Raw genomic sequence first — 12031 nt, 5'->3', positions numbered from 1 at the left:
CACTTACCCGCAACGGCAGGCGACGAGAAGCGCCCGCCCCGAGAGCAGTCGGGGGCGGGCGCTTCGTCGTGCGGTGGTACTGGGGGCCGTGGGGGACGGGCGCTTCCTCGTGCGGCGGGTCCGTACGCCTCGGTACGTCAGTACGTCGCGCGCGACCGGTGGGCCACGTACGCCAGCGTGCCGAGCACCAGCCGGGCCTCCGGCGGCCGGGTCGCCGAGTCCAGGGCGGGCGGGCGCAGCCAGCGCACCGGGCCGAGGCCGCCCCGGTCGGAGGGCGGTGCCGTGATGGACGCGCCCGGGCCGAGGCCGCGCAGGTCGAGGGAGGCCGGGCTGTCCCAGCCCATGCGGTAGAGGAGGTCGTCGAGGCCGGTGGCGGCTCCGGGGGCGACGAGGAACTGGGCGCGCCCCTCGGGGGTCGCGGTGACCGGTCCGAGCGGGACCCCCATGCGCTCCAGGCGGACCAGCGCGCGGCGCCCGGCCGGCTCGGCCACCTCGATCACGTCGAAGGCGCGCCCGACCGGCAGCATCACCGCGGCACCCGGGAACTCCGCCCAGGCCCTGGTCACGTCGTCGAGCGTGGCGCCGGCCGGGACCCGCGGCGCGAAGTCCAGAGGGTGCGCGCCCGGTGCGTGGCAGTCGCCGCGTCCGCACGAGCAGACGCCCGCCGCGGCGCGTGCGCCCGGCACCACGTCCCAGCCCCACAGGCCGGTGAACTCGGCGACGGCGGTGCACTCGGAGGAGCGACCGCGCCTGCGCGCGCCGGAGCGGATCTCGCGAATGCCGCCGATCGTGAAGCCCATGCCCCCTCCAACGGGTCCGCCGCACCGATGGTTACGTAACGGACGCTCAGCGTGACTCTGCGTACTGTCGCCTTCCCTCGCGCCGCGGAATTCAGGCGGCGCCCGGAAGCGTCGTGGGTGGTGCGGCCGACCGTACGCGCCCCTGCGTGCAACGCTCCGCCCACTCCAGGCCTCCGGTGTCAAGTGAATCGCGTACGCGCCACCGTGAGTTCATTCGAAGGGGTGGCGAATGGTGGCGATTCCGGGATCGCCGTGGCTAGGCGCGTGATCGTAGGATTACTTTGAGTGTGCGAGGCCCGGGGGCACATGCACCCGTGGGTATGCCGGGGGCAAGTCGGCTCTCCGTTCGAAGGGTGACAACTGCCGGACGGCGGGCGGTATTTACCGGCATTCTGATAAGGCTTGGCGCACTCAAGCGACAAGTGGTCTCAGGGATGGGGGCGTTCCAGTGAGCGGCAACGAGGGAAGCGGGACGGGCGCCGGGAGCGCCGCGCACGCCGACAAGCGCCCCAACGAGTTGCTCACCTCCTGGTTCGTGCGCAGCGGCTGGTCCAAGGGCGAGCTGGCCCGCCAAGTCAACCGGCGCGCCCGCCAGTTGGGCGCCAACCACATCTCCACGGACACCTCGCGCGTGCGCCGCTGGCTGGACGGCGAGAACCCCCGCGAACCCATCCCCAGGATCCTGTCCGAGCTGTTCTCCGAGCGGTTCGGCTGTGTCGTCTCCGTCGAGGACCTCGGTCTGCGCACCGCGCGGCAGACGCCCGCCGCGACCGGCGTCGACCTGCCCTGGACGGGCCCGCAGACGGTGGCCCTGCTCAGCGAGTTCTCGCGCAGCGACCTGATGCTGGCGCGGCGCGGCTTCCTCGGAACCTCGCTGGCCCTGTCCGCGGGCCCGTCCCTCATCGAGCCCATGCAGCGCTGGCTCGTCCCCTCGCCGCCCGGCCCGCGGGAGGACGCGGCGTCCGTCCCGACCAGCCGCGCCCGCGGCCGGCTCTCCCGGCCCGAGCTGGAGCTGCTGGAGTCCACCACCGTGATGTTCCGGCAGTGGGACGCCCAGTGCGGCGGCGGTCTGCGCCGCAAGGCGGTCGTCGGACAGCTGCACGAGGTGACGGACCTCCTCCAGGAGCCCCAGCCCGAGGCCACCGCGCGCAAGCTCTTCAAGGTCGCCGCCGAGCTGGCCGAGCTGGCCGGCTGGATGTCCTACGACGTGGGGCTCCAGCCGGCCGCGCAGAAGTACTTCGTCCTCGCCCTGCACGCCGCCAAAGAGGCCGGTGACCGGCCGCTCGGCTCGTACATCCTGTCCAGCATGAGCCGCCAGATGATCCACCTCGGGCGGCCCGAGGACGCCCTGGAGCTGATCCACCTCGCGCAGTACGGCAGCCGCGACTGCGCGAGCCCGCGCACCCAGTCCATGCTGTATGCGATGGAGGCGCGCGCCTACGCCAACATGGGCCAGCCCGGCCGGTGCAAGCGGGCGGTCCGGATGGCCGAGGACACCTTCGCCGACGCGGAGGAGTGGGACGAGCCCGATCCCGACTGGATCCGCTTCTTCTCCGAGGCCGAACTCCACGGCGAGAACTCCCACTCCTACCGCGATCTGGCCTACGTGGCCGGCCGCAGCCCCACGTACGCCTCGCTGGCCGAGCCGCTGATGCAGAAGGCCGTGGACCTGTTCGCCAAGGACTCCGACCACCAGCGGTCGTACGTGCTGAACCTGATCGGCATGGCCACCGTCCACCTGCTGCGGCGCGAGCCCGAGCAGAGCGCGGTCCTGGCCGTGCGGGCCATGAAGGAAGCCAAGAAGGTCCGCTCCGAGCGTGTGAACACTCGTATCCGAAAGACCGTCGACACCGCCGTACGCGACTTCGGGGACCTCAGCGAGGTCGTCGACCTCACCGACCGGCTCGCCGTCGAGCTGCCGGAGACCGCGGCAGCGGTCTGAACCCCAGGAGAACCCCTGGACCCCGGCCGTGGCCGGCCCTCCCGAACTGCCCGACTCGGCTCCCCCATGCCAGGTCATCGGAAGGCCGGCCACGGCCGGTTTTCGTTCCCTCGGTGAAGGTTGCGCCACGATAACGATCGAGGCGGGCGATATCTGCCAGTTCATCGAGGCGTAACACGCACGGCGCCTTCGTCACGGCCGCGAAACAACGAGGGGCTTCCACCGAAACCGCGCTGCGCCAATCTCATGGCGCATAACCGGCCCACCCCTCAATCCGCTCAGGCTTCGCCCGCACGGGGCCGTACTTACGACGAGGAGACGCCGATGGCATCAGCCGCCATCACGCTTGCGGCGGACGCACCCACGCTGTCGTCCGCCAACACAGGCTTCATGCTCATTTGCTCTGCCCTGGTGATGCTCATGACCCCGGGCCTGGCCTTCTTCTACGGAGGCATGGTCCGCGTCAAGAGCACCCTCAACATGCTGATGATGAGTTTCATCAGCCTCGGGATCGTCACCATCCTGTGGGTGCTGTACGGCTTCTCCCTCGCCTTCGGTACGGATTCCGGCAGCCTCATCGGGTGGAACTCCGACTGGGTCGGCCTCAGCAACATCGGGCTGACCGAACTGTGGGACGGCTACACCATCCCGGTCTTCGTCTTCCTGGTCTTCCAGCTGATGTTCGCGATCATCACGCCCGCCCTGATCAGCGGTGCCCTCGCGGACCGCGTGAAGTTCAGCGCCTGGGCGCTGTTCGTCGCCCTGTGGGCCACGGTCGTCTACTTCCCGGTCGCCCACTGGGTCTGGGGTGCCGGCGGCTGGGCCTTCGAGCTCGGTGTGATCGACTTCGCCGGCGGTACGGCGGTCCACATCAACGCCGGTGCCGCGGCCCTCGGCGTGATCCTCGTCATCGGCAAGCGCGTCGGCTTCAAGAAGGACCCGATGCGCCCGCACAGCCTGCCGCTGGTCATGCTCGGCGCCGGTCTGCTGTGGTTCGGCTGGTTCGGCTTCAACGCCGGCTCGTGGCTCGGCAACGACGACGGCGTCGGCGCGCTGATGTTCGTCAACACGCAGGTCGCCACCGCCGCCGCCATGCTGGCCTGGCTCATCTACGAGAAGATCCGCCACGGCGCGTTCACCACGCTGGGCGCCGCCTCCGGCGCGGTCGCCGGCCTGGTCGCCATCACCCCCGCGGGCGGCGCGGTCTCCCCGCTCGGCGCGATCGCCGTCGGCGTCATCGCCGGTGTCCTGTGCGCCATGGCCGTCGGCCTGAAGTACAGGTTCGGCTACGACGACTCCCTCGACGTCGTCGGCGTCCACCTGGTCGGCGGTGTCGTCGGCTCCCTGCTCATCGGCTTCTTCGCCAGCGGCAAGGGCCAGTCCGAGGTCCAGGGCCTCTTCTACGGCGGCGGCCTGGACCAGTTCTGGAAGCAGTGCGCCGGTGTCTTCGCGGTCCTCGCCTACTCGCTGATCGTCTCCGCGATCCTCGCCCTCATCCTCGACAAGACGATCGGCATGCGCGTCTCCGAGGACGAGGAAGTGGCCGGCATCGACCAGGCCGAGCACGCCGAGACCGCATACGACTTCAGCGGTGCCGGCGGCGGTGCCGCCCGCACCACCGCCGCCCCGGCCCCGGTGGCCGACACCGCGAGCAAGAAGGTGGACGCATGAAGCTCATCACCGCCGTCGTGAAGCCCCACCGGCTCGACGAGATCAAGGAAGCCCTCCAGGCATTCGGCGTCCACGGCCTGACGGTCACCGAGGCCAGCGGTTACGGTCGTCAGCGGGGACACACCGAGGTCTACCGCGGTGCCGAGTACACGGTCGACCTGGTCCCCAAGATCCGCATCGAGGTGCTGGCCGAGGACGACGACGCCGAGCAGCTGATCGACGTCATCGTCAAGGCGGCCCGCACCGGCAAGATCGGTGACGGCAAGGTCTGGTCCCTCCCGGTCGAGACCGCCGTACGGGTCCGCACCGGCGAGCGCGGCCCGGACGCGCTCTGACCGCAGAACAGAACAGGAGTCGCTGGGTGACGAGTACGGACGTGCGCAAGGATGCAGAGGACTCGGGACCCAGCGGCTACGCGGCGGCCCGGCTGCGCCTCCTCACCGAGGAGGCGCGGTCCGGGCCGCCGCGCCGTTCGGCCCTCGCCGAACTGACCGACGACTGGCTGGCCGGCCTGTTCGCCGCGGGCGCCGAGGAACTGCGCGGCGTGTCCCTGGTCGCCGTCGGCGGCTACGGCCGCGGCGAACTGTCCCCGCGCAGCGACCTCGACCTGCTCCTGCTGCACGACGGCAACGACCCCAAGGCGGTCGCCGCCCTCGCCGACCGCCTGTGGTACCCCGTGTGGGACCTCGGCCTGGCCCTCGACCACTCCGTGCGCACGCCGGCGGAGGCCCGCAGGACGGCCGGGGAGGACCTGAAAGTCCACCTAGGCCTGCTCGACGCCCGCCACCTCGCGGGCGACCTGGGACTGACGGCGGGACTGCGTACGGCGGTGCTCGCCGACTGGCGCAACCAGGCCCCCAAGCGCCTGCCCGAACTCCAGGAACTGTGCGCCGAGCGCGCCGAACGCCAGGGCGAGCTGCAGTACCTGCTGGAACCCGACCTCAAGGAGGCCCGCGGCGGCCTGCGCGACGCCACCGCCCTGCGCGCCGTCGCCGCCTCCTGGCTCGCCGACGCCCCCCGCGAGGGCCTCGACGACGCCCGCCGCCGGCTCCTCGACGTCCGCGACGCCCTGCACCTGACGACCGGCCGCGCGACCGACCGCCTGGCCCTCCAGGAACAGGACCAGGTCGCGGCCGAGCTGGGCCTCCTGGACGCCGACACCCTGCTGCGCCAGGTCTACGAGGCCGCTCGGGTCGTCTCGTACGCCAGTGACGTCACCTGGCGTGAAGTGGGGCGCGTGCTCAGGTCGCGCGCCGTGCGACCGCGGCTGCGCGCCATGCTCGGGGGCGGGAAGCCCGTCGCCGAGCGCTCCCCCCTGGCCGAAGGGGTGGTGGAGCAGGACGGCGAGGTGGTGCTCGCCCGCGCCGCGCGCCCCGACCGCGACCCCGTGCTGCCCCTGCGTGCCGCGGCCGCCGCCGCGCAGGCCGGCCTCCCGCTCTCCCTGCACGCCGTACGGCGCCTCGCGGCCACCGTGCGCCCCCTGCCCACGCCCTGGCCCGCCGAGGCCCGCGAACAACTGGTCACCCTGCTCGGCTCCGGACAGCCGACCATCGAGGTCTGGGAGGCGCTGGAGGCCGAGGGGCTGATCACCCGGCTGCTGCCCGACTGGGAGCGGGTGCGCTGCCGGCCGCAGCGCAACGCCGTGCACATCTGGACCGTCGACCGGCACCTCATCGAGACCGCCGTGCGCGCCTCCGAGTTCACCCGCCGCGTCAGCCGTCCCGACCTCCTCCTGGTCGCCGCGCTGCTGCACGACATCGGCAAGGGCTGGCCCGGCGACCACTCCGTGGCCGGCGAGATCATCGCCAAGGACGTGGCCGCCCGCATCGGCTTCGACCGCGCGGACGTCGCCGTCCTCTCCACCCTCGTCCGCCACCACCTGCTGCTCGTCGAGACGGCCACCCGGCGCGACCTGGAGGATCCGGCCACCGTGCGGTCGGTCGCCGAGGCGGTCGGCTCGCAGGGCACCCTGGAACTGCTGCACGCCCTGACCGAGGCGGACGCCCTGGCCACCGGTCCGGCCGCCTGGTCGTCCTGGCGTGCCTCGCTCGTCGCCGACCTGGTCAAGCGGGTCTCGGCGGTGCTCGCCGGGGACGCCCCCGCGGAGCCCGAGGAGGCCGCGACCACCGCCGAGCAGGAGCGGCTCGCGATCGAGGCGGTCGCCACGGGCAGCCCGGTGCTGGCGCTGCGCGCGCAGACCGAGTCGCCGGCCGATTCCGCCGCGGAGCAGCCGTCCGGCGACCCGGAGCCGCTCGGCGTGGAACTCCTCATCGCCGTACCCGACCAGACCGGCGTGCTGCCCGCGGTCGCCGGTGTCCTCGCCATGCACCGGCTGACCGTCCGCACGGCCGAGCTGCGGGCCCTGGACCTGCCCTCCGGCGTGGAGGGCTCCGTGCTGCTCCTGGACTGGCGGGTCGCGGCGGAGTACGGCTCGCTGCCCCAGGCCGCCCGGCTCCGCGCCGACCTCGTGCGCGCCCTGGACGGCTCCCTGGACATCGCCGGCCGGCTCGCGGAACGGGACGCGGCCTACCCCCGTCGCCGGGGCGTGGTCGCGCCTCCGCCGCGGGTCACGGTGGCTTCGGCGGCCTCCCGCCTGGCCACGGTGATCGAGGTCCGCGCCCAGGACGCGCCGGGGCTGCTGTTCCGGATCGGCCGGGCGCTGGAGGACGCGGGGGTGCGGATGCGCAGTGCGCACGTCAGCACGCTGGGCGCCAACGCCGTCGACGCCTTCTACGTCACCGGACCGGAGGGCGCCCCGCTGCCGAGCGACGAGGCGGAATCCGTGGCGCGGAAGCTGGAGGAGACCTTGCGGGGCTGAACCGGGGCGTCCGGACCGGGTCGGGGACGACCGTGACCCGGTCCTGTCGCTCCGGGATACCCTGGAGGGCGATTCCCTGAAGCCATCACCGACCCCGAGGACCGCGAGCGCCGTGTTCGATACTCTCTCCGATCGCCTCTCAGCGACTTTCAAGAACCTGCGCGGCAAGGGACGGCTCTCCGAGGCGGACATCGACGCCACCGCGCGCGAGATCCGGATCGCCCTCCTCGAGGCGGACGTCGCCCTGCCGGTCGTGCGGACGTTCATCAAGAACGTCAAGGAGCGTGCCCTCGGCGCCGAGGTCTCCAAGGCGCTGAACCCGGCCCAGCAGGTCCTGAAGATCGTGAACGAGGAACTCGTCACGATCCTGGGCGGCGAGACCCGGCGCCTGCGCTTCGCCAAGCAGCCGCCGACCGTGATCATGCTGGCCGGTCTGCAGGGTGCGGGCAAGACCACCCTCGCGGGCAAGCTCGGCCACTGGCTGAAGGAGCAGGGCCACTCGCCGATCCTGGTCGCCGCCGACCTCCAGCGCCCCAACGCCGTCAACCAGCTCAGCGTGGTCGCCGAGCGCGCCGGCGTCGCCGTCTACGCCCCCGAGCCGGGCAACGGCGTCGGCGATCCGGTCAAGGTCGCCAAGGACTCCATCGAGTTCGCGAAGTCCAAGGTCCACGACATCGTCATCGTGGACACCGCGGGCCGCCTCGGTATCGACGCCGAGCTGATGCAGCAGGCCGCGGACATCCGCGACGCCGTCTCGCCCGACGAGATCCTCTTCGTCGTCGACGCGATGATCGGTCAGGACGCGGTCAACACGGCCGAGGCCTTCCGTGACGGCGTCGGCTTCGACGGCGTGGTGCTGTCCAAGCTCGACGGTGACGCCCGTGGTGGTGCGGCCCTGTCGATCGCCTCGGTGACCGGCAAGCCGATCATGTTCGCGTCGAACGGCGAGAAGCTCGGCGACTTCGACGCCTTCCACCCGGACCGGATGGCCTCCCGCATCCTCGACATGGGTGACCTGCTCACCCTGATCGAGCAGGCGGAGAAGACCTTCAGCCAGGAAGAGGCCGCCAAGATGGCCTCCAAGCTGGCGTCCAAGAAGGGTCAGGAGTTCACCCTCGACGACTTCCTGTCCCAGATGGAGCAGGTCAGGAAGATGGGGTCGATCTCCAAGCTGCTCGGCATGCTGCCGGGCATGGGCCAGATCAAGGACCAGATCAACAACCTCGACGAGCGGGACGTCGACCGCACGGCCGCCATCATCAAGTCGATGACCCCGGCCGAGCGCCAGGACCCGACGATCATCAACGGCTCGCGCCGCGCCCGTATCGCCAAGGGTTCCGGTGTCGAGGTCAGCGCGGTGAAGGGCCTGGTCGAGCGGTTCTTCGAGGCCCGCAAGATGATGTCCCGCATGGCCCAGGGCGGCGGCATGCCCGGGATGCCGGGGATGCCGGGCATGGGTGGCGGCCCCGGCCGCGCCAGGAAGCAGCAGAAGAAGGCCAAGGGCAAGCAGCGCTCCGGCAACCCGATGAAGCGCAAGCAGCAGGAGCAGGAGGAGGCCGCCCGTCGCGCGGCCGCCGCCCAGGGCGGCGCTCCCGGCGGCGCCTTCGGCCTGCCGGGCCAGCAGGCCGGCCAGGACTTCGAGCTGCCGGACGAGTTCAAGAAGTTCATGGGCTGACCCGCGCCGCAGCCGCGGTACGGCAGAGGGCGCCTTCCCGCCGGGAGGGCGCCCTCAGCGCGTGCCGGGGTCCGGCGTGTGCCGTAACGTCCAGATATGAGCAATGCCGCGCCACCACGCAAGGCCCCCGAGCAGCCGTGGCGCACCGAAGGCACCCCGGACGAGGCGCCGCGGCGGTCCGGTGGCCGAAGGACACGCGGCCAGTGGTGGGGCCTCGTCGTCACCGCGGTGATCGTATTCCTGCTCGCCTACGCGGGGCTGAACTACTTCGGCGGGGGCGACGAGCCGACGATCTCGTACACCGAGTTCAGCCGACAGGTCGACGACGGCAACGTCGCCAAGATCTACTCCAAGGGCGACGCCATCCAGGGGCAGCTCAAGGAGGCCCGGGACGACCCGGACGGCGGTGGCGAGTACACCAGGTTCACGACGCAGCGCCCCGCCTTCGCGGACGACGACCTCTGGCAGGACCTCAGCGGCCGGAACGTCACGGTGACCGCCGAGCCGGTCGTCCAGGAGCGCGGCCTCCTGTCCAACCTGCTGATCTCCCTGGTCCCGATCGTGCTCCTGGTCGCCGTGTGGATCTTCGTCGTCCGCCGGGCCGGGGCGGGCCTGGGTGGCGCGGGCGGTGTGCTCGGCCGCAAGGCGCCGCCCAGACCGGTCGAGCTCCGGCCGGGCGGCCGGCGCACGACCTTCGCCGACGTGGCCGGCATCGACGAGGTCAAGGGCGAGCTGGACGACGTCGTCGACTTCCTCGGGCACCCCGACGTCTACCGCAGGATGGGCGCGAAGATGCCCCGCGGTGTGCTGCTCGCCGGTTCGCCCGGCACCGGCAAGACGCTGCTGGCTCGCGCGGTGGCCGGCGAGGCGGGCGTGCCCTTCTTCTCCGCCTCCGCGTCCGAGTTCATCGAGATGATCGTGGGCGTCGGCGCGTCCCGCGTCCGGGAACTGTTCGCCGAGGCGCGCAAGGTGGCGCCGTCGATCATCTTCATCGACGAGATCGACACCATCGGACGCGTCCGCGGCGGCGGCGCCTCGGTGAGCGGACACGACGAGCGCGAGCAGACGCTGAACCAGATCCTCACCGAGATGGACGGCTTCTCCGGGACGGAAGGCGTGATCGTCATAGCGGCCACGAACCGTGCCGACATCCTGGACCCGGCGCTGACCCGGCCCGGCCGCTTCGACCGGGTGGTCAACGTCTCCCCGCCGGACCGGGGCGGACGCGAGGCCATCCTGCGGATCCACACCCGGGAGATACCGCTCGCCCCGGACGTGGACCTGGCCCAGATGGCCCGGGTGACGCCGGGCATGACAGGTGCGGATCTGGCCAATCTCGCCAACGAGGCCGCCCTGCTCGCCGTCCGGCGCCAGCAGGACCGGGTGACCCGCTCCGACCTCTCCGAGGCGCTGGAGAAGGTGCAACTGGGCGCCGCCCGCACCCTCGTGATGCCGGAGGAGGACCGCCGCCGCACCGCGTACCACGAGAGCGGGCACGCCCTCCTCGGCATGCTCCAGCCCGGCGCCGACCCCGTCCGCAAGATCACCATCGTGCCGCGCGGCCGGGCGCTGGGCGTGACCATGTCCAGCCCCGAGGTGGAGCGGTACGCGCACTCGGAGGGGTACCTGCGCGGCCGCATCATCGGCGCCCTCGGCGGCATGGCGGCGGAGCAGGTGGTCTACGGGGTCGTCACCACGGGCGCGGAGAGCGACCTCGAACAGGTCACCGCCATCGCGCGCGGCATGGTCGCCCGCTGGGGCATGAGCGAGCGCATCGGCCGCCTCTCCGCCCTCCCCAGCGACGCCGCGCAGGCCTACGGACTCGCGGCCGCCCCGCAGACCCTCGACGTCATCGACAGCGAGATGCGCCGCATCGTCGACGAGTGCTACGAGGAGGCGTCCCGCAAACTCCGCGACCACCGCGCCCGGTTGGACGCCCTCGCCGAGGCGCTGCTGGAGAACGAGACGCTGGAGGAGGCGGACGCGTACCGCATCGCGGGGATCGCGCGGCTGACCAAGGACGACGTCTAGGGTCTGTGGTTCGGATGAGGTCGCAGGGAATCGACGGCGTCCCGTCGGCGCCGGTGAGCGGTGCCCGGTGCGTGCAGCCGCACGGCGGGGGAGGGCGTCGACGCGGAGCGGCGACCGACGACGACGCCGCAGGTGCGCGTGCGTGCCCCGCGTCCGCGGCGTGAGCCGAACGACAGGTCCTGGACCCTACTCCCGAACAGCGCACTCAGACCGTGCGTGCGATCAGGTACCGGAACACGTTCGGCATCCAGACCGTGCCGTCCTCGCGCCGGTACGGGTGCAGCGCCTCGGTCACCTCCTTGTCCACCTGCGCCTGGTCCGTCGCGGAGATCGCCGCGTCGAACAGGCCGGTGGACAGCAGGCCCTTGAGGGCGCTGTCGACGCCCGCGTACCCGAACGGGCAGGCCACCCGCCCGGATCCGTCCGGCTTCAGCCCGGCCCGCTGGGCGACCTCCTCCAGGTCGTCGCGCAGGGCGGGGCGCCAACTGCCCGTGCAGCGCAGGGGATCGGCCAGCTTGGTGGCGACCCGCAGCACGGACGACGTGGCGCAGCGCTCCGGCGGACCCCAGCCGACGAGCACCACGGGGGCACCCCGCTCGGCCAGCGGCGTGGCGGCCGCCAGTAACTCGCCGAGGCCTTCGGAGTCCCCCGCGAGGCAGCCGATGGGCTCGAAGGCGGTCACCAGGTTGTACGCGGGTGTCCGCACGTCGGCCGCGTCCCCGGGCGAGCCCTCGACGAGCCGGGTGTCCGCACGCGTGCGTGCTCCCGAGCCCTCCGGCAGCAGCCGCTGGCGTGCGAGGGCCAGCCGCTCGGGGCAGGAGGCCTCGACACCGGTCAGGGCGGCGCCTCTGGAGGCCGCCATCAGCAGAGCCAGCCCCGAGCCGCAGCCGAGGCCCAACAGCCGTGTGCCCGGGCCCACTTCCAGTCGCTCGTAGACGGCCTCATAGAGCGGGACCAGCATCCGCTCCTGGATCTCGGACCAGTCACGCGCGCGTGCACCCGGATCCGCGTGGACCGCCGCCGGCCCGGCATGAGGCAGGTGCTGCCGCACGAGCGTAGGTGTCATGTAAAAGCGCCCCAATCCGCCGAGAGTT

The 12031-nt window shown here is 72.2% G+C and carries 8 protein-coding genes; 6 read left to right on the top strand and 2 right to left on the bottom strand.

All coding sequences use genetic code 11. The features are described from left to right. Nucleotides 1-137: 137 nt before the first annotated feature. On the bottom strand, nucleotides 138-800 hold the full coding sequence (locus ACF1A1_RS22720; RefSeq protein WP_392002212.1) for a bifunctional DNA primase/polymerase: 663 nt from the start codon (nucleotides 798-800) through the stop codon (nucleotides 138-140). Nucleotides 801-1248: 448 nt separating this feature from the next. Between ACF1A1_RS22720 and ACF1A1_RS22715 the strand changes: the two genes are divergently transcribed. The 6 genes from ACF1A1_RS22715 to ftsH all read left to right on the top strand — a co-directional run bounded on the left by ACF1A1_RS22715 (nucleotide 1249) and on the right by ftsH (nucleotide 10937). Beyond that, entirely contained in the window at nucleotides 1249-2742 is a 1494-nt protein-coding gene (locus tag ACF1A1_RS22715) for a hypothetical protein (protein ID WP_392002211.1), read from the top strand. Nucleotides 2743-3066: 324 nt separating this feature from the next. Further along, entirely contained in the window at nucleotides 3067-4413 is a 1347-nt protein-coding gene (locus tag ACF1A1_RS22710; protein WP_392002210.1) for an ammonium transporter, read from the top strand. After that, the gene (locus ACF1A1_RS22705; protein ID WP_003997576.1) at nucleotides 4410-4748 is read left to right on the top strand and encodes a P-II family nitrogen regulator; all 339 of its coding nucleotides are present in this window, start codon (nucleotides 4410-4412) and stop codon (nucleotides 4746-4748) included. Before ACF1A1_RS22710 ends, ACF1A1_RS22705 begins: the two co-directional genes overlap by 4 nt. A gap of 26 nt (nucleotides 4749-4774) precedes the next feature. Further along, a complete protein-coding gene (locus tag ACF1A1_RS22700; RefSeq protein WP_392002209.1) occupies nucleotides 4775-7231 on the top strand; it encodes a [protein-PII] uridylyltransferase in 2457 nt (818 codons plus the stop codon). A 112-nt stretch (nucleotides 7232-7343) separates the two neighbouring features. Then, nucleotides 7344-8906 (top strand): signal recognition particle protein, encoded by a 1563-nt coding sequence (gene ffh, locus ACF1A1_RS22695; protein WP_392002207.1) that lies wholly within the window; start codon nucleotides 7344-7346, stop codon nucleotides 8904-8906. A gap of 96 nt (nucleotides 8907-9002) precedes the next feature. Next, nucleotides 9003-10937 carry an ATP-dependent zinc metalloprotease FtsH gene (gene ftsH / locus ACF1A1_RS22690; RefSeq protein ID WP_392002206.1) on the top strand — a complete coding sequence of 645 codons (1935 nt, stop codon included), beginning with the start codon at nucleotides 9003-9005 and terminating at the stop codon, nucleotides 10935-10937. Between the two features lie 205 nt (nucleotides 10938-11142). Here ftsH and ACF1A1_RS22685 read toward each other — a convergent pair whose 3' ends face one another. Then, the gene (locus tag ACF1A1_RS22685) at nucleotides 11143-12003 is read right to left on the bottom strand and encodes an SAM-dependent methyltransferase (protein ID WP_392002204.1); all 861 of its coding nucleotides are present in this window, start codon (nucleotides 12001-12003) and stop codon (nucleotides 11143-11145) included. Nucleotides 12004-12031 lie beyond the last annotated feature (28 nt).

Source organism: Streptomyces sp. NPDC014995, assembly GCF_043080745.1.
Taxonomy (GTDB): Bacteria; Actinomycetota; Actinomycetes; order Streptomycetales; family Streptomycetaceae; genus Streptomyces.
Note: the sequence above shows the minus strand (reverse complement) of the source record. Positions and strands in the feature narration are given on the sequence as shown.

Excerpts from the sequence above, each read along its gene's own strand:
- ACF1A1_RS22720 (WP_392002212.1), bottom strand. The coding sequence starts at position 800 with ATGGGCTTCACGATCGGCGGCATTCGCGAGATCCGCTCCGGCGCGCGC.
- ACF1A1_RS22710 (WP_392002210.1), top strand. The coding sequence starts at position 3,067 with ATGGCATCAGCCGCCATCACGCTTGCGGCGGACGCACCCACGCTGTCG.
- ACF1A1_RS22705 (WP_003997576.1), top strand. The coding sequence starts at position 4,410 with ATGAAGCTCATCACCGCCGTCGTGAAGCCCCACCGGCTCGACGAGATC.
- ftsH (WP_392002206.1), top strand. The coding sequence starts at position 9,003 with ATGAGCAATGCCGCGCCACCACGCAAGGCCCCCGAGCAGCCGTGGCGC.
- ACF1A1_RS22685 (WP_392002204.1), bottom strand. The coding sequence starts at position 12,003 with ATGACACCTACGCTCGTGCGGCAGCACCTGCCTCATGCCGGGCCGGCG.